Here is a 17,279-nt window from a genome sequence, read left to right on the forward strand (position 1 = left end):
CATGAGCAACACCAAGACCGGCGCGCCCGACAACACCCCGGGGCTTGCCGAGGACCAGGACCTGGGCGCCGCCGGCTCCCAGCTCTCCACCGCCCCCACCGAGGAGATCTCCCACCTCCCTTCGCTCGGCGTCATCGGCTGGGCCCGCTGGTTCTGGCGGCAGCTCACCTCGATGCGGGTCGCGCTGCTGCTGCTCCTGCTGCTGTCGCTCGGCGCGATCCCCGGCTCGCTCATCCCGCAGACCGGCATCGACGAGACGAAGGTCGCCGAGTTCCGCAAGGCGCACGAGACGCTCGCGCCGGTCTACGACAAGCTCGGCCTCTTCCACGTCTACAGCTCGGTGTGGTTCTCCGCGATCTACATCCTGCTGTTCGTCTCCCTCATCGGCTGCATCGTCCCGCGCACCTGGCAGTTCGTCGGCCAGCTGCGCGGCCGTCCGCCGGGTGCTCCGAGGCGCCTGACCCGGCTGCCCGCCTACACCACCTGGCGCACCGAGGCCGAGCCCGAGCAGGTCCGCGCGGCCGCGCTCGCCCTGCTGAAGAAGCGCCGCTTCCGCGCCCACCTCGCCGGTGACGCCGTCGCCGCCGAGAAGGGCTATCTGCGCGAGGTCGGCAACCTCGCCTTCCACATCGCGCTGATCGTGATGCTGATCGCCTTCGCCTGGGGCCAGCTGTTCAAGTCCGAGGGAAACAAGCTGATCGTCGAGGGCGACGGCTTCTCCAACACCCTCACCCAGTACGACGACTTCAAGTCCGGCAGCCTCTTCAGCCAGGACGACCTCGATCCGTTCAGCTTCACCCTGAAGAACTTCGTGGGCACCTACGAGGAATCCGGTCCGAACCGGGGCACCCCGCGCGTCTACAAGGCCGACCTCGCCTACAGCGTGGGCGCCTACGGCAAGGACAGGAAGGCCACCGTCGAGGTCAACGAGCCGCTGGAGATCGGCGATTCGAAGGTCTACCTCGTCAGCCACGGCTACGCCCCCGTCGTCACGGTCCGCGACGGCAAGGGCAACGTCGTCTACAGCGACGCGGTGCCCCTCCTTCCGCTCGACGGCAACGTCACCTCCACCGGCGCCATCAAGGTCATGGACGGCTATCGCGACGCCAAGGGCAAGTGGGACCAGCTCGGCTTCCAGGCCTTCTTCCTGCCGTCGTACGGCGGCTCGGGCACCGCGGTGGTATCGCAGTTCCCGGCGCTGCGCAACCCGGTGCTGAACCTGGAGGCCTACCACGGCGACCTCGGTGTCAACGCGGGCCTCCCGCAGAGCGTGTACCAGCTGAACAAGAAGAACCTGGAGGGGTTCAAGGACTCCAAGGGCGCGCAGCTCAGGGAGAACCTGAAGCCCGGCGAGACCATGAAGCTCCCGAACGGCGCCGGCTCGATCACCTTCGAGAAGGAGGTCAAGGAGTGGGCCGGCTTCCAGGTCGCCCGCCAGCCCGGCAGCGGCTGGGCGCTCGCCGGTTCCGTCGCCGCGATCTTCGGCCTCGCCGCCTCCCTGTTCATCCAGCGCCGCCGCGTGTGGGTGCGGGCCACCACCGGCAGTGACGGCGTCACGGTCGTCGAGATGGCCGGCCTCGGCCGCAGCGAGTCCGCCAAGGTGCCCGAGGAACTCGGCGACCTCGCCGGGATCCTCTACGAGCAGGCGCCGGGCGCGCCCGATGCCGACGCCGACCCCGCAGATTCCGAAGCTTCCCCCGACCCCCAAGTCGTACCTGCCGAAGGGGCTGAGAAGTGACTCTCGCCGCCGCAACCGATCTGGCCGCCGCCACCAACGAAAACCTCGCGAGCATCAGCAACACGCTGATCTACTCGTCGATGGCCGTCTACACCCTGGCCTTCTTCGCGTACATCGCCGAATGGCTCCTCGGCAGCCGCAGCAAGGTCGGCCGTACGGCCGCCGCGCTCACCCCGGCGAAGGCCAAGAAGGCCGACGCGCCCGCCGTCACCGTGAAGCAGGGCGGCTCCACCGCCGTGCTGGAGCGGCCGAAGGTCGTCGTGCGGGCCACCGCCGGTCAGCGGGACGTGCCGGACGGGCCCGGGGCGCACGGCGGGGACGCGCAGGGCGACCTCTACGGGCGTATCGCCATCTCCCTCACCGTCCTCGCCTTCCTGATCGAGTTCGGCGGTGTGCTCGCTCGGGCTCTGTCGGTGCAGCGGGCGCCGTGGGGCAACATGTACGAGTTCAACATCACCTTCTCCACGGTCGCCGTCGGCGTGTACCTCGGGCTGCTCGTGCTGAAGAAGAACGTGCGCTGGCTCGGGCTGTTCCTGATCACCACGGTCCTCCTCGATCTCGGCCTCGCCGTCACTGTCTTGTACACCGCCAGCGACCAGTTGGTTCCCGCCCTTCACTCGTACTGGCTGTACATCCACGTCTCCACGGCGATCTTCTGCGGCGCGGTGTTCTACGTCGGCGCGGTCTCCACGCTGCTCTACCTCTTCAAGGACAGCTACGAGAACAAGCTGGCGAGCGGCGGCACCCCCGGCCGCTTCGCGAACTCCGTCCTCGACCGGCTGCCCGCCTCGGCGTCCCTCGACAAGTTCTCCTACCGCGTCAACGCCGCCGTCTTCCCGCTGTGGACGTTCACGATCATCGCGGGCGCCATCTGGGCGGGCGACGCCTGGGGCCGCTACTGGGGCTGGGACCCCAAGGAGACCTGGTCCTTCATCACCTGGGTCGCCTACGCCTGCTACCTGCACGCCCGCGCCACGGCCGGCTGGAAGGGCCGCAAGGCCGCCTACCTGGCTCTGATCGCCTTCGGCTGCTGGCTGTTCAACTACTACGGCGTCAACATCTTCGTCTCCGGCAAGCACTCGTACGCCGGGGTGTAACTCACCTGCAGGCCCCTTGCATTGAAGGCCGGTTCCCGTGACCCAGATCACGGGAACCGGCCTTCGCCGTGCGGACAGGTAGAGGGATGTGGATACGAATCTGCGGAAACGCATCCGCGCGGGGGACCACAACGCTTTCGGTGAGCTCTTCGACGCGTACGCACGCTCCGTCTACAACCATGCCTTCCGGCTCACGGGGGAGTGGTCGACGGCCGAGGACGTCGTCTCGCTGACCTTCCTGGAGGCCTGGCGGCTGCGCGAGAGGCTCGACGAGGAGGGCGGCTCGCCGCTCCCCTGGCTGCTCGGCATCGCCACCAACGTCACTCGCAACACCCGTCGCGCGACCCGACGGCACGCGACCGCGGTAGCACGCCTGCCGCGCGACGAGACCGTACGGGACTTCGCCGACGAGGTCGCGGACCGTATCGACGACGCCGCGCAACTGGCCGTCGTACGGACCGCGTTGGCCAGGCTGAGGCGGGCCGAGCGCGAGGTGCTGGCGCTGTGCGTGTGGTCGGGGCTGGACTACCGGGCGGCGGCGGACGCCCTGGGGGTGCCGGTGGGGACCGTACGGTCACGGCTGTCGCGGGCGCGGACAAAACTCGCGAAACACATGGAACCACCCGAGCGGCGCGGACAGATGAGAGGTGACCGCACCACCGCGGTCGGGCCCCTGAGGGAGGGAAGCCGATGAACCAGCTCCCGGAGCTTGTGGAGAGAGACCTTCCGCCGGGCCGGCACCGACTCCTCAAGGAGCACCTGATGACCGAGATCCGGCAGGAACCGTCCGAAGCCCCCGTGCGCAGGCGTTTTCTGCGCACCGCCCTGGTCGTGGGCGCCGTCGCGGCCGTCACCGCCGTCGCCGTCACGCTCACCGTGCCGTCCGGCGCCCCGGCCCCGTCGGCCGCCTCCCCCGGGGCTGTGTCCCTGCTGGAGGACATCGCGCTCGCGGCCGAGCACAGTGACGTGCCGAAGGGCATCCGTGACGATCAGTTCGTGTACATCAAGAGCAGGGTCGGCTGGAGCGTGTACACGGAGGGCGAGCCCCCGAGGCTCGAACCGATCCATCAGCGCGAGGTCTGGCTGTCGGTGGACGGTACCCGCAAGGGCCTGCTGCGTGACGCCGACGCCGGGTTCGACGACGAACCGCTGGACGCGGAGACCCCCGGCATCCCGTCCAACACCAACTACCGCCACCTCCAGACCCTCCCGACCGACCCCGACAAGATGTACGACTGGCTGAACAGCGTCAGCGAGGGCAGCAGCAGCAAGGACGAGGCCAACTTCGTCCTCGTCGGCGACCTCGCCCGCGAGTCCCTGATGCCGCCCGCGCAGGCCGCCGCCCTCTACCGGGCCGCCGCCAAGATCTCCGGCGTCTTCGTGATCGACGACACGGTGGACGCGGCCGGCCGGCACGGGGTGGCGGTGGCGCGGGTGGACGACGGGGAGCGCAACGAACTGATCTTCGACAAGAAGACCAAGAAATTCCTCGGCGAGCGGTCGGTGGCCGTCGAGGACATGCAGGGGGGCTTCCATAAGGGCGACGTGACCGGCCGCACCGCGATCCTGGAGCGCACGGTCGTCGACAAGGCAGGTCAGCGCCGGTAAGGGGTGCATATCGTCCCCGGCGGGGTCAGGCTGGTGTCATGACCGGTTCCGTAGAACAGGGCATCAGCCAGACCCACGGGAACACGCACATCCTGCACTTCCTGGTGCGGTTTCCCCGGCCGGTGGAGACGCTCTGGGCGGCGCTGACCACGCCGGAGGGGCTCGCGGCCTGGTTCACCTCCGCCGACGTCCTGGAACCCCGCCTCGGCGGTGCGGTCACGCTGCGTGACCTCGGGTCCGGGCGGGTCACCGCGTGGGACGTGGAGCGGGTCGCCGAGTACACGCTGGAGGGCGGCGGCCGGATCAGGTTCCATCTGGAGCGGGACGGGGACCGGGGCAGCGCCCTGCGCTTCACCCATGAGTTCCAGGGCGGGGTGGAGTCGGAACCGCGGTGGCGGGCGCGCTTCGAGCGGTTGCTCGACGTGCTCGAAGCGGGCGCGTGACGCCGGCGGCCACCGCGACCAGCGATCACCGGCACGGCCTGCGGCACCGGCGACCAAGTCGGGTTACGAAACGGTCGACATGATGATGTCCCGAAGCCGCTCCACATACAGCCGCATGTTCTTGTACGCGATGTCGGTGTCCGGGTAGCGGCAGGTGAACCACAGGCCCTCGTGGAGCCGGTTGAACCACACGTACACCTTGTCGCCGTACGCCACCCTGCCCAGTCCGTACGCCTTCAGGTCGGTCCACCGCGCCGAGCCGGGGACGTCCCGGCCGTCGAGGAACGAGACGACCGAGTACAGGTCGGGCGACGTCGGGCGGAAGTCCGGGCCGAGCAGGTCCAGGACCCGGGCGAGCGGGACGCGGGCCAGCGGCCGGTTGGTCCGCAACTCGGCGCGCACGGCTTTCAGGGCACTGGTGAAGTCGGGTGCGGCCGCCACGGGAACCTCGATCGGCGCGGCGCCGACGAACCAGCCCACCGAGTCCGACCACTCGGCCCTGTCCCGGGTGTGGAACGGCACGACCGTGCGGTAGACGGGCTCCTTGCCGATCTCGTGCACAACCAGGCTCGTGGCGGCCAGAACGCCGACCTGGCTTCCGCCGTAGGGACGGCAGTACGCCTCGAACGCCGCGGCGGCGTCGGCGTCCACGATCATCTCGCGCATGAGTTTCTGGGTGTGCAGGCCGCCGGGATCGATGCCCAGTTCGACGGGGAAGTTCGGCAGCTGTCCGTCGCAGCGGTCGATGAACTCCCGCCAGCGAGCGACGATCGCATGGTCGTCGGCGATCCGGTCCGCCTTCTCCCGCTCGATCTCGCAGAAGTCGACGTAACTGGCGACCGGCGGCTCCTCCACCGGGCGGCCCTCGACGGCTGCCGCGTAGAGATCGTGGATCTCGGCGGGGATGCGCATGATGGAGTAGCCGTCGACGTTGCTGTGATCGAAAGCCATGTACACGCTGGTGCAGTCGTCCCGGACCACCGCCGCGTAGATGAAGTTCGGCCAGCGAAGCGCGTACGCCGCGGCGTCGAAGCGGTCCTGGAGGTGCTGGACCAGCTCCGCCGCGTCGGGGAAGTCGCCGACCACCTCGCGCTGGAGCGACACGGTCTCGGCGTCGACCGTGAACCGGTGCAGGTCGCCGCCGGTCCAGCGGAAGCCGCTGCGCAGCGTCTCGTGCCGGAGTGTCCAGCCGTGCAGCGCCTCCTGCAGTGCGTCGAGATCGACCCGGCCCGGGACGTCGAACGCCGCGCCGAGCCAGGTCGGCAGGAACAGGCCGTCCTCACACACGGAGTGGACCGTTTTGAGATGGGACTCCTGGACGTACGCCGGCGGCCTGGAGTCCGTCGGCAGGCCCGTCGCCGTCGCCACCGTCGCCGGACTGAGCGTCCACTCGACGAGACGTCCGGGCCGGACCTCGCAGCGCTGGATGTCAGTCATTCGCACAGGCGGCTCCATTCGGGGCGGGGGACACACCCAAACGGGTGGTATCTCGCCCAACGAGGCAACCCTTTCTCAGAAACGGCCGCCGCGATCAGCCGACGGTGATCGAGTCCAGCTTCTCCCGCAGATACACATGCGAGTCGACGGGCTCGTAGGCCACCCGCCCCACCGGTGCGGGGACGGACTCGACGAGCGTTCCGGGCGTGCACTCACCGAAGTAGACGAGGGACATCAGCTCCTCGGCGGGAGCGTCGGCGGGTGGCGGCAGTACCCGGTGACGGCCCGACCGCCAGCGGTCACCGGTCCAACGCGCCATCAGGTCCCCGATGTTGATCGTGAAGGCATCCGGGTCGTACGGCGCGTCCTCCCATCCGCCCTCGTCCGTGTAGACCTGCAGCCCGCCCTTGCCGGCCTGCCGGTCGAGGATCGTCACCGTCCCGAAGTCGGTGTGCGGCCCGATACGGAACTGGCCCGGCGCCGGCTCCCCGACGACGTCCGTACCCGGATACCAGTTGACGTTGAAGCCGTACGTCGGATGGTCCATGTGCCGGGAGAAGAAGTCGGGTTCGAGGCCGAGGGCCTCGCCGAGCAGGGAGAGGAGCTGCTTCTCCAGCTCGCCCATCCGCTCCAGGTACTCCTCGCACAGCGACCGGAGTTCGGGCACCTCCGCGGGCCACACGTTGGGCGCGTACCACTCGGCGTTGACGACCGGATCGTCGAAGGGCTCGTGGGTCGCGAAGGTCAGCGACTCCTTGAGGTCCGGCGGGGTCTCGGTGCCCTCCGCGTACCCGTTGGCCTCCGCGCCCGGCCCGAGCCAGCCGCGCCCGCCGACCTTCGCCTCGTAACGCTGCTTGACCTCGGCGGGGAGCACGAAGAAGGTACGGGCCGCCGCCCGGATCCGCGCGCGCAGCGCCGGGTCCACCCCGTGCCCGGTGACCAGGAGGAACCCGGCGGTCCGCAGGGCCTCGTCGACGGTGCGGGCGATCGTCCTGCGCGCCTGGCCGTCACCTTCGAGCCAGGGCTCGAGGTCGATCGTGGGGATGCGGGGCATGCGCTTCGTGCGTGGCTTACTCACCGATGTCCTCGTTCCACAGTGCCGGATGGTTCTTGATGAAGTCGCGCATCATCCCGATGCACCCGGGATCGTCCAGGAGCACGATCTCCACACCGTGCTCGGCCAGCCAGTCGTGCCCGCCGTGAAAGGTGACCGCCTCGCCGATCACCACCCGGGAGATCCCGAACTGCCGGACCAGGCCGGAGCAGTACCAGCACGGCGAGAGCGTGGTCACCATGGTCGCGCCGCGATACGACCGCTGCCGCCCCGCTGCCCGGAAGGCGGCCGTCTCCGCGTGCATGGACGGGTCGCCGTCCTGGACACGCCGGTTGTGCCCACGCCCGAGCAGCGTGCCGTCGGCTCCGTAGAGCGCGGCCCCGATCGGGACGCCCCCTTCGCCGAGCCCGGCACGGGCCTCCTCGACGGCGGTGGCGAGCCACGCCCGGGCGGTCGCCTGATCCAAGAGCTGCATGCCTCTCACTCTCCTGTGGTCGAAACGCGAGGGCAACGTGCGCGGAGTACGGCCGCGGACGGTGGATCAGCGCAGGGTGACGAGGCTCGGGCCGTTGAAGGGGGCGTAGCAGGTCACCGTCCGAGGGGTGCGCAGGGTGTCGTCCTCGGTGAACAACTGCCGTGCCGCCACGAAGGACACCTCGCCGCTGACGACCGGGGCGACACGGTCGTAGAACGCACGCGACGACTCCGGCAGCGGCCGGCCGGGCTCCCCCTCGTCCTCGCCCCATACGTCCCACAGCAGCGTCTCGACCTTGTTGAGCGCGGCGAGGTCGAGGCGGATGTTGCCCGCCACGAACCGCTCTCCCCAGAACGGGCCCTCCTCCGGCGCGTGGAGTCCAAAGGTCCGTTGGTCCGCGTCGCCCGCCCGGATGGCCTGCCACGCCTCGCCCGCGACCAGGAAACGGTCGCGGGGGACGTCCATCGGGTCGAAGTCCGCGTTCCAGTTACCGGTGATCACCGGGTCGGCGAGCTGGGCGTCGGCGAGCAGCCAGGCGCCCCGCTTCTCGTCCCAGTACTCGGTGACGACGTGGTCGTAGTGGAAGCCGGTGGTGCCGAAGTAGTCGGCGAAGCCGGACCGTACGCGGGCCGGGACGCCCTGGCCGCGGAGGAACGAGCAGTGCAGCAGCGCGAAGTCACGACAGGTCCCGACGAACCGGTCGCCGGGCTCGCGCCGTTGGGCGAGCGGGGCGTCGTCGCGCTCGACGATGATCCGCAGGATGTCGTCGATGTAGCGGGTCTCGGCGTCGTTGTGCAGCCGGTCGGTCGGATGCGCGTGACCGAACAGCTCGCCCTCGACGCGATGGATCAGCACGTCACGTGCGATGCGGGCGAGTCGGGAGGGGGCTTCGGGGAGATCCGCGTACAGGTGAGCGAGTTCACCGGGGTCGGAGAACGTGCTGTGGGTGGCGTAATGGGCGAGGGACACGAGTGGCCTCCCGAGCCGTCATCGACCACGTGTTCGATGACGGGTCGCTGCGCTTCACCGTGCCAAAATTCGCCGCGCCTTGTCCAGACGGCGTGGTGGCGGTGACCGCCCGCCCCCGCGACACCGCGCAGGCCCCGCGCTCACCAGATGACTTTGTCGCCGTACTCGCAAGCGATCGGGCCGGTCGGTCCGGCGGGAGCGGTCGTCATGCGAGCCAAGTGTCCGGCCCGGCGCCCTGGCCTGAACGGTGGCTGGCTGTCAGGGCTCGTCGTGCTTCGGCCCGTCGTCCTTCTTCTTGTCCCTCTTGTCGTCGTCCTCGTCCAGGGACTTCAGGAACTCGGGGTTGTCGTCGGGGGCGACCCACTGTTGGCGCTGACGGTCCCGGACTCCGGCCCAGCCGTCGGCGGCCGGGCTGCGCTTCTTGCCCGCGATCAGCCAGGAGATCGAGCCGACGAGCGGGAAGAGCAGGACGAGGATCGCCCACAGCGGCTTGGGCATGTGGCGGATGTCGTCCTCCTTCGTGCTGATGCAGTCGATGAACGCGTACACGCTCAGTGCCAGTGGCACGAGGAACATCAGCACCCGGAGCATGGGGCCTCTCCAGCGAAACGGTCGTCGGGACCGGAGGCACGCCCCCCGGGTTCAGGGTCAGGGTAGCCGCTCGGGGATACTTGGCCCCATGGCTTACGACGATCTTCGTTCCCTGCTCAGGGCGCTGGAGCGCGAAGGCGACCTCAAGCGCGTCAAGGCTGAGGTCGATCCGTATCTGGAGGTCGGGGAGATCGTCGACCGCGTACAGAAGTCCGGCGGTCCCGCGCTGCTCTTCGAGAACGTGAAGGGGTCGTCGATGCCCCTCGCGATGAACGTCTTCGGGACCGACCGGCGGCTGCTCAAGGCCCTGGGCCTGAAGTCGTACGGCGACATCTCCGACAAGATCGGCGGACTGCTCAAGCCCGAGCTGCCGCACGGGTTCGTCGGGGTCCGCGAGGCCTTCGGGAAGCTCGGCGCCATGACGCACGTACCGCCGAAGAAGGTGAAGTCGGACAGCGCGCCGGTGCAGGAGGTCGTGCTGCACGGCGACGAGGTCGACCTCGACCGGCTGCCGGCGCTGTTCACCTGGCCCAAGGACGGCGGCTCCTTCTTCAACCTGGGGCTCACGCACACCAAGGACCCGGAGAGCGGCGTACGGAATCTCGGCCTGTACCGGCTGCAGCGCCACGACAAGCGCACGATCGGCATGCACTGGCAGATCCACAAGGACAGCCGTAACCACTACCAGGTGGCGGCGAGGAGGGGAGAGCGGCTGCCGGTCGCCATCGCCTTCGGGTGCCCGCCCGCCGTGACCTACGCCTCCACCGCGCCGCTCCCCGGTGACATCGACGAGTACCTGTTCGCGGGGTTCGTCGCGGGCAAGCGGATCGAGATGGTGGACTGCAAGACGGTGCCGTTGCAGGTGCCGGCGCAGGCGGAGGTCGTGCTGGAGGGGTGGCTCGAGCCCGGCGAGATGCTGCCGGAAGGTCCCTTCGGCGACCACACCGGTTTCTACACGCCGCAGGAGCCGTTCCCGGCTCTCAAGATCGACTGCGTGACGATGCGCCGCCGCCCGCTGCTCCAGTCGATCGTCGTGGGCAGGCCGCCGACGGAGGACGGACCGCTCGGCCGTGCGACGGAACGCTTCTTCCTCCCCCTGCTGAAGATCATCGTCCCGGACATCGTGGACTACCACCTGCCGGAATCCGGCGGCTTCCACAACTGCGCGATCGTCTCGATCGACAAGAAATACCCCAAGCACGCCCAGAAGACGATGCACGCGATCTGGGGCGCGCACATGATGTCCCTGACCAAGCTGATCGTGGTCGTCGACTCCGACTGCGACGTCCACGACCTGCACGAGGTCTCCTGGCGGGCGCTCGGCAACACCGACTACGCCCGCGACCTCACGGTCGTCGAAGGCCCCGTCGACCATCTCGACCACGCCTCCTACCAGCAGTTCTGGGGCGGCAAGGCGGGGATCGACGCGACGAAGAAGTGGCCCGAGGAGGGCTACACGCGCGACGGCGGCTGGCCCGACATGGTGGAGTCGGACCCCGAGACGGCGGCGAAGGTCGACCGCCGTTGGAAGGAGTACGGCCTGTGAGCAGCGCCTCCGCCGCGATTCCGCAGCCAGGACGCACGAAGGCGTTCCTCCGCCTCGTCATGATCGAGCACTCGGTGTTCGCGCTGCCCTTCGCGTACATCGCCGCGCTCACCGCGATGTTCCAGCTGGACAAGAACATCCACTGGGGGCGGCTGCTGCTGGTCACCATCTGCATGGTGGGCCTGCGGACCTTCGCCATGGCGGTGAACCGGATCATCGACCGCGAGATCGACGCGCGGAACCCGCGAACGGCGCACCGCGAGCTGGTGACCGGCGCGATGTCGGTCCGCCACGCCTGGACGGGCGCCCTCATCGCCCTGGTGATCTTCCTGGGCTCGGCGGCCCTGCTGAACCCCCTGTGCCTGGCGCTGGCCCCCATCGCGGTGATCCCGATGGTGGTCTACCCCTACGGCAAACGGTTCACGAACTTTCCCCAGGCCATCCTCGGCCTCGCCCAGGCGATGGGCCCGGTCGGCGGCTGGCTGGCCATCACCGGCACCTGGTCCTGGGACGCGGTGATCCTCGGTCTCGCCGTCGGCATCTGGATCGGCGGCTTCGACCTGATCTACGCCTGCCAGGACGTCGAGGCCGACCGCGAGACCGGCGTCATGTCGGTGCCGGCCCGCTTCGGTATCCCGGCGGCGATCTGGGGAGCACGGGTCTGCCACACGATCACGACGGCCCTGTTCGTCTGGTACGCACTCACCACGGGCGCGGGCGCGTTCTTCTGGCTGGGCCTGCTGATCGTGGCCGGCGCGTTCGTGTACGAGCACTCCATCGTCCGCCCGCACGACCTGTCCCGCCTGAACCGGGCGTTCTTCAGCGTCAACGGGTTCATCGGGATTGCCCTGTTCGTGTGTGCGCTGATGGATCTTGTGGTTCGGGGGCTGACCGTCTGACCACGGTGCGGCTTGCCATCGAGTGCAGAGAGAGGCAGGCCGACGTGACCATCTCGGGCAGCGACCGCCCGCACTCGCAGCTCGCCCGGTACGAGGACATGTTCCGCGGATACCGGATGGAGGTTGTCGAGGGCAACATCGTGATGAGTCCGCTCAGGCCGTTCCACAACGAGACCATCGTGCGGCTGTGGATGCAGCTGGAAGCTGGCCCACCTCGTCACGCTCTGGAATCCCGGCCCCGACGACTACCGCGGACGGGACACGATTCCTTACGACGGCAAGGTGACCGTGGAGACCAGGATCGGACGCCTCACGGTCGATACAAGCCGCCTTCCTGTGGACCCTGACTCGCCCGGCGCCTCCTGAGCGCCGGCCGGTCCGCCCGGCGCCGCAGCACGAACGCCGCCGCCACCCCCGCCACCAGCCCCACCAGATGCCCCTGCCAGCTCACGCCGGACTGGGTCGGGGCGAGGCCCGTCAGTATCGAGCCGCCCCAGATGGCCGCCACCAGCAGGCCGACCAGGACGCCGAGCGGGCGGCGCTCGACGAAGCCGGTGACCAGGTGGAAGCCGAAGAGGCCGAAGATCAGGCCGGAGGCGCCCGCGGTGTTGGTGCCGGAGGGGGCTATCAGCCACACGCCGAGGCCGTCGGCGACGACGACCAGGGCACAGACGGCGACGAACCGGCGTATGCCGCCGAGGGCGGCCAGGAACCCGAGGACCAGCAGCGGCACGCTGTTCGCGGCGACGTGCGCGAAGCCGAAGTGGATGAAGGAGGCCGGGACGACGTCCACCAGCTCGGACGCGGTGCGCGGGACGATGCCGAAGCCGTCCAGGGCGTGCCCGCTGAGCGCGTCGGCCACTTCCAGCAGCCACAGCAGCGCCACCCAGCCCAGCATCAGCTTGGCGGCCGCCCGCGCGCGGTCACCCCGCGACCACTCGAGCTCAGCACTCCGCGTATCCGGCACACCCGGCGTACCCGCCATGGCCACCCCACCCTCCCACTCGTCCCCTCCGGGGAACGCCCGGCCACCCTTGGTCGGTTCCCACCCCGCGACGCCGGATAGGCTCGGTGTCGTGAACCCAGTCAAGCCAGGAGAGACGCCGCGTGCGCCTTGGATCGTAGGGGTGTCCGGCGCTTCCGGCACCCCATACGCCGCCGCGGTGCTGCGCGCCCTCCTCGCCGCCGGGGAGAGTGTCGACCTGGTCGTCAGCCGGGCCTCGCGGCTCACGTTGCTCGACGAGACGGGCATTTCGTTCCGGGACGGGCACTGGCGGGACGACCTGCGGGAGTGGCTCGCGCGGGGCGCCGACGGCAAGCCCGGCACTTTCGACGCCGACATCGAGGACGTCCGGTACTGGAACGCGGGGGATCTCGCGGCCGGTCCGTCCTCGGGGTCGTACCCGACGAAGGGCATGCTGATCGTGCCCGCCTCCACCGCGTGCGTCGCCGGTGTCGCGCTGGGGCTGTCCAAGGACCTGTTGCAGCGGTCGGCGAGCGTGACCCTGAAGGAGGGGCGCAAGCTCGTCGTCGCCGTACGGGAGACGCCGCTGGGCGGGCAGACGCTGCGGCACCTGGTGACACTGGACGACGCGGGGGCGATCGTCGTGCCGGCCTCGCCCGCCTTCTACGCGGGGGCGACCCACATCCAGGACCTGGTCGACTTCGTCGCCGGACGCGTCCTGGACGCGGCGGGCGTCGAGCACCGGCTCTACCGCCGCTGGAAGGGCGAACTCGGCGGCGGCGCGCACCCCACCTGAGCCGCACCCGAGAGCATCACGCGGTAACAGCAGCAAGAGACACCAGCAGTACGCGACACCAGCAGTACTGGTCACTCCAGGAACTCGTCAGAACTCGTCAGACCTCTTCAGTGGAAGGCTTCGAATCGCATGGACGCGGTGGACAGGCAGCTCATCCAGGCCCTGAGGGAGAACGGCCGGGCCTCCTACGCGGAGCTGGGACGCCTCGTCGGCCTGTCGGGACCCAGCGTCACCGACCGCATCAACCGGCTGGAGGCGGCCGGAGTCATCACCGGCTACCGAGCGACCGTCGACTCCGCCTCGCTCGGCCTCGGCGTCACCGCGCTGATCGGCATCTCGCTCTCCGACGCCACCGACCACGAGGACGTGGCGGACCGTCTGCGGGACCTGGGCGAGATCGAGGACTGCTGGTTCATCGCGGGCGACGACTCGTACATGCTCAAGGTGCGCGCGGCCGACGTGGACGGGCTGGAGAAGATCATCCGGCGGCTCAGCGGGACCGAGGGCGTGTCCCGCACCCGTACGACGATCGTGCTCTCCACGAAGTGGGAGAACCGGGTCGGAGAGCTGCCCGAAGAGGAGTAGGCGCGTAGCGCCGTATGGGGCTCCCCTCGCTCGAAGGGCGGGGGAGTACGGTTTACGAAGTCTGTCTGAGAGAGGTGTACGCATGGACGTCGGGCTCAAGCGCGAGCTGGAGGAGAAGGTCCGCTCCGGTGAGCGGCTGTCCCGCGAGGACGGCATCGCGCTGTACGAGTCGGACGACCTGGCGTGGCTCGGCGGGCTCGCGCACGAGGTGCGCACGCGCAAGAACGGCGACGTCGTGCACTTCAACGTCAACCGGCACCTCAACATGACCAACGTGTGTACGGCCTCCTGCGCGTACTGCTCGTTCCAGCGCAAGCCGGGCGAGAAGGACGCGTACACGATGCGCATCGAGGAGGCCGTCAAGCTGGCCAAGGCGATGGAGTCGGACAACCTCACCGAGCTCCACATCGTCAACGGCCTGCACCCGAACCTGCCGTGGCGCTACTACCCGCGTTCGCTGCGCGAGCTGAAGGCGGCCCTGCCGAACGTCTCGCTGAAGGCCTTCACGGCCACGGAGATCCACCACTTCGAGACGATCAGCGGTCTGTCGGCCTCCGAGATCCTCGACGAACTGATCGACGCGGGCCTGGAGTCCCTCACCGGCGGCGGCGCGGAGATCTTCGACTGGGAGGTCCGCCAGCACATCGTGGACCACCGCACGCACTGGGAGGACTGGTCCCGCATCCACCGCCTGGCGCACGAGAAGGGCCTCAAGACGCCCTGCACCATGCTCTACGGCCACATCGAGGAGCCCCGCCACCGCGTCGACCACGTCCTGCGCCTGCGTGAACTCCAGGACGAGACGAACGGCTTCCAGGTCTTCATCCCGCTGCGTTACCAGCACGACTTCGTCGACATGAAGGACGGCAAGGTCCGCAACCGCCTGCAGGCCAGGACCCAGATGGCGACCGGCGCCGAGGCCCTGAAGACCTTCGCGGTGTCGAGGCTGCTGTTCGACAACGTCCCGCACGTCAAGGTCTTCTGGGTCATGCACGGCGTCCAGACCGCGCAGCTGGCCCTCCAGCACGGCGCCGACGACATGGACGGCTCGGTCGTCGAGTACAAGATCACGCATGACGCGGACAACTACGGCACGCCGAACAAGCTGACCCGCGAGGACCTGCTGGACCTGATCCGGGACGCGGGCTTCCGCCCGGTGGAGCGGAACACGCGCTACGAGATCATCCGGGAGTACGACGGCCCGGATCCGTTGCGCAGGGAGAGCCCGCAGCCCATGCGCGTGTGACGTTGCCGACCTCAGGGGCGCGGGGGCCGGGTCCATGTGCGGCTCCGCCGCGTGGGCGCGACCGACCCCCGCGATCCGCAGCGGGGAACCAGTGGACCCCACCCGTTCCCCGTCCCCGGCGAGGGGTACTCGTCGGCCATGGTGAGCACAAAGGCGCCTGAGGACGCCTACACCGCAGAACCCTTCCTCCCCGACCGCGGCGGCCTTCCCGCCCTGCGCCGCGCCGCGGCCGAGTGCCGGGGCTGCCCCCTGCACCGGAACGCCACGCAAACCGTGTTCGGTGCCGGGACGGCCGACGCCCGCGTCATGCTCGTGGGCGAACAACCCGGCGACCAAGAGGACCGCCAGGGCACACCCTTCGTCGGCCCCGCCGGCAAGCTCCTGGACCGCGCCCTTCAGGAAGCCGGCATCGACCCGGCGGACGCTTACGTCACCAACGCCGTCAAGCACTTCAAGTTCACACAGGCCGAACCCCGCAAGCGCCGGATCCACAAGGCGCCGACCCTGCGTGAGATGACCGCCTGCGGGCCTTGGCTGGCAGTCGAACTCGCCGTCGTGGAGCCCGAGTTGATCGTGCTCCTGGGTGCGAGTGCGGGCAAGGCGCTGCTCGGCTCGTCGTTCCGGGTCGGCGAGGTGCGCGGGGCGCTGCTGGAGCGGGAGGTCCACGGTCGGCGGGAGAGACTGGTGGCGACGGTGCATCCGTCGTCGGTGCTGCGGGCGCAGGACGACGCGGACGGGAAGGCGGCGTACGAGGGGCTGGTCTCGGATCTGAGGGTTGCGGCGCGGGCGCTGTCGTAATGGTTACGATTTCGTGGTGTCCCTTACTTTCACCCTGGACCCCGCCGTCACTCCCGCCCTCCGCGACGGTCTCCTCGACCTGTGGGCCGACGTCTCCCACGCGGGCGGAGCCGTCGGCTTCGTACCGCCGGTGACGCGGGAGGCGATCCGGCCGGAACTGGTGAAGCACTTCGTGGCGATGGCGGAGGGGCGCACCCGGCTGCTGGTGGGGCACGACGACGCGGGCGAGGTGGCCGCGACGGCCTTCCTCACCTTCAACACGCACCGGTTGATGACGCACTGGGTCTGGCTGTACACGGTGATGGTGCACCCCCGGCACCAGGGCAAGGGCTACGGCCGCGACCTGCTGGCGGCCGCCGAGCGGAGCGCCCGCGCCATCGACGGCATCGAGGCGATCCGGCTCACCTGCCGCGGCGGCCTCGGCCTGGAACGCTTCTACGGCTCCTGCGGCTACAAGGAGGTCGGCCGGATACCCGGCGCCATCCGCGTCGCACCGGGCGACGACCGCGACGACGTGATCATGCTGCTGCCGCTCGTCTGACCCGCTGCCGACCCCCCTGCAAGATCGGCGGTCCAGCGTGCTTCACTGGACAGTGGCCCTTTTTGGAATCGGAAGAGTGGATTGAGATGCTCCGCTACACACTGATGCGCCTCGGAATCTTCGTGGGCTGCCTCGTGGTCGTCTGGGGTCTCGTCTACTCCGGCCTCGCCCCGCGTGGCCTCGGCGACTCCAACGGCATGTGGGTCATCCTGCTCGCCCTGGTGATCTCGGCCCCCATCAGCTTCGTCGCCCTGCGCAAGGAGCGCGACCGCGCCTCCGTGCGGATCGTCCAGAAGGTCGACCGTGCCAAGGCCAACCTGGCGGCCAACCGCAGCCAGGAGGACGACGTGGTCGACGAGGCGGCTCGGGCGCAGGGGCAGGCTTCTTCCCAGGCCTCGTAGGACCGCCGTACGGCCTCGCCTCTTCCGGGACCCGGCAGTGATACCGATGGGTAACTGTGCAGGTCTCCCCCTTACCTTTGTCCGGATCATG

At 69.4% G+C, this 17,279-nt stretch carries 19 protein-coding genes; 13 read left to right on the top strand and 6 right to left on the bottom strand.

Annotated elements, in window-relative coordinates; genetic code table 11:
* The first annotated feature begins 1 nt into the window (after position 1).
* The 5 genes from AB5J49_RS27845 (at position 2) to AB5J49_RS27865 (ending at position 4,886) form a co-directional block, all read left to right on the top strand.
* Positions 2-1,738 (top strand): cytochrome c biogenesis protein ResB, encoded by a 1,737-nt coding sequence (locus AB5J49_RS27845; RefSeq protein WP_369171511.1) that lies wholly within the window; start codon positions 2-4, stop codon positions 1,736-1,738.
* On the top strand, positions 1,735-2,835 hold the full coding sequence (gene ccsB / locus AB5J49_RS27850; protein WP_369171513.1) for a c-type cytochrome biogenesis protein CcsB: 1,101 nt from the start codon (positions 1,735-1,737) through the stop codon (positions 2,833-2,835). The genes AB5J49_RS27845 and ccsB overlap by 4 nt, the downstream gene beginning before the upstream one ends.
* 88 nt (positions 2,836-2,923) lie before the next feature.
* Entirely contained in the window at positions 2,924-3,529 is a 606-nt protein-coding gene (locus tag AB5J49_RS27855; protein ID WP_369171514.1) for an RNA polymerase sigma factor, read from the top strand.
* Positions 3,526-4,443, top strand: a complete 918-nt coding sequence (locus AB5J49_RS27860) for a CU044_5270 family protein (protein WP_369171516.1) — start codon at positions 3,526-3,528, stop codon at positions 4,441-4,443. Before AB5J49_RS27855 ends, AB5J49_RS27860 begins: the two co-directional genes overlap by 4 nt.
* A 38-nt stretch (positions 4,444-4,481) precedes the next feature.
* Positions 4,482-4,886 carry an SRPBCC domain-containing protein gene (locus tag AB5J49_RS27865; RefSeq protein WP_369171517.1) on the top strand — a complete coding sequence of 135 codons (405 nt, stop codon included), beginning with the start codon at positions 4,482-4,484 and terminating at the stop codon, positions 4,884-4,886.
* A 63-nt stretch (positions 4,887-4,949) separates the two neighbouring features.
* Here the strand turns inward: AB5J49_RS27865 and AB5J49_RS27870 are convergent, their stop codons facing one another.
* The 5 genes from AB5J49_RS27870 to AB5J49_RS27890 all read right to left on the bottom strand — a co-directional run bounded on the left by AB5J49_RS27870 (position 4,950) and on the right by AB5J49_RS27890 (position 9,412).
* On the bottom strand, positions 4,950-6,329 hold the full coding sequence (locus tag AB5J49_RS27870) for a condensation domain-containing protein (RefSeq protein WP_369171518.1): 1,380 nt from the start codon (positions 6,327-6,329) through the stop codon (positions 4,950-4,952).
* An 88-nt stretch (positions 6,330-6,417) separates the two neighbouring features.
* On the bottom strand, positions 6,418-7,377 hold the full coding sequence (locus AB5J49_RS27875) for an isopenicillin N synthase family dioxygenase (RefSeq protein ID WP_369175289.1): 960 nt from the start codon (positions 7,375-7,377) through the stop codon (positions 6,418-6,420).
* Positions 7,378-7,393: 16 nt separating this feature from the next.
* Positions 7,394-7,852, bottom strand: a complete 459-nt coding sequence (locus AB5J49_RS27880) for a nucleoside deaminase (protein WP_369171519.1) — start codon at positions 7,850-7,852, stop codon at positions 7,394-7,396.
* Between the two features lie 66 nt (positions 7,853-7,918).
* Positions 7,919-8,821, bottom strand: coding sequence for a transglutaminase domain-containing protein (locus AB5J49_RS27885; protein WP_369171520.1), 903 nt, complete (start codon positions 8,819-8,821; stop codon positions 7,919-7,921).
* Between the two features lie 258 nt (positions 8,822-9,079).
* Entirely contained in the window at positions 9,080-9,412 is a 333-nt protein-coding gene (locus AB5J49_RS27890) for a PLD nuclease N-terminal domain-containing protein (protein ID WP_369171521.1), read from the bottom strand.
* 88 nt (positions 9,413-9,500) lie between these two features.
* Here AB5J49_RS27890 and AB5J49_RS27895 point away from each other — a divergent pair, with 88 nt between their 5' ends.
* Together AB5J49_RS27895 and mqnP are read left to right on the top strand one after the other, a co-directional pair.
* On the top strand, positions 9,501-10,958 hold the full coding sequence (locus tag AB5J49_RS27895; RefSeq protein WP_369171522.1) for a menaquinone biosynthesis decarboxylase: 1,458 nt from the start codon (positions 9,501-9,503) through the stop codon (positions 10,956-10,958).
* Positions 10,955-11,857, top strand: a complete 903-nt coding sequence (gene mqnP / locus AB5J49_RS27900) for a menaquinone biosynthesis prenyltransferase MqnP (RefSeq protein ID WP_369171523.1) — start codon at positions 10,955-10,957, stop codon at positions 11,855-11,857. The genes AB5J49_RS27895 and mqnP overlap by 4 nt, the downstream gene beginning before the upstream one ends.
* 310 nt (positions 11,858-12,167) lie before the next feature.
* Here mqnP and AB5J49_RS27905 read toward each other — a convergent pair whose 3' ends face one another.
* On the bottom strand, positions 12,168-12,842 hold the full coding sequence (locus AB5J49_RS27905; protein WP_369171524.1) for a rhomboid family intramembrane serine protease: 675 nt from the start codon (positions 12,840-12,842) through the stop codon (positions 12,168-12,170).
* A 91-nt stretch (positions 12,843-12,933) separates the two neighbouring features.
* On the opposite strand from AB5J49_RS27905, the gene AB5J49_RS27910 reads away from it, so the two are divergent.
* From AB5J49_RS27910 to AB5J49_RS27935, 6 genes are all read left to right on the top strand, one after another.
* On the top strand, positions 12,934-13,617 hold the full coding sequence (locus AB5J49_RS27910; protein ID WP_369171525.1) for a UbiX family flavin prenyltransferase: 684 nt from the start codon (positions 12,934-12,936) through the stop codon (positions 13,615-13,617).
* A 129-nt stretch (positions 13,618-13,746) separates the two neighbouring features.
* Entirely contained in the window at positions 13,747-14,202 is a 456-nt protein-coding gene (locus tag AB5J49_RS27915; RefSeq protein ID WP_369171526.1) for an Lrp/AsnC family transcriptional regulator, read from the top strand.
* Between the two features lie 82 nt (positions 14,203-14,284).
* Complete coding sequence (mqnE, locus tag AB5J49_RS27920; protein WP_369171527.1) at positions 14,285-15,448, top strand: aminofutalosine synthase MqnE; 1,164 nt, start codon at positions 14,285-14,287, stop codon at positions 15,446-15,448.
* A 138-nt stretch (positions 15,449-15,586) separates the two neighbouring features.
* Positions 15,587-16,246 carry a UdgX family uracil-DNA binding protein gene (locus AB5J49_RS27925; protein WP_369171528.1) on the top strand — a complete coding sequence of 220 codons (660 nt, stop codon included), beginning with the start codon at positions 15,587-15,589 and terminating at the stop codon, positions 16,244-16,246.
* A gap of 16 nt (positions 16,247-16,262) precedes the next feature.
* Positions 16,263-16,787, top strand: coding sequence for an N-acetyltransferase family protein (locus tag AB5J49_RS27930; RefSeq protein WP_369171529.1), 525 nt, complete (start codon positions 16,263-16,265; stop codon positions 16,785-16,787).
* Positions 16,788-16,873: 86 nt separating this feature from the next.
* On the top strand, positions 16,874-17,188 hold the full coding sequence (locus tag AB5J49_RS27935; protein WP_369171530.1) for a DUF4229 domain-containing protein: 315 nt from the start codon (positions 16,874-16,876) through the stop codon (positions 17,186-17,188).
* The last annotated feature ends 91 nt before the right edge of the window (positions 17,189-17,279 follow it).

Source organism: Streptomyces sp. R28 (assembly GCF_041052385.1).
Classification (GTDB): domain Bacteria; phylum Actinomycetota; class Actinomycetes; order Streptomycetales; family Streptomycetaceae; genus Streptomyces.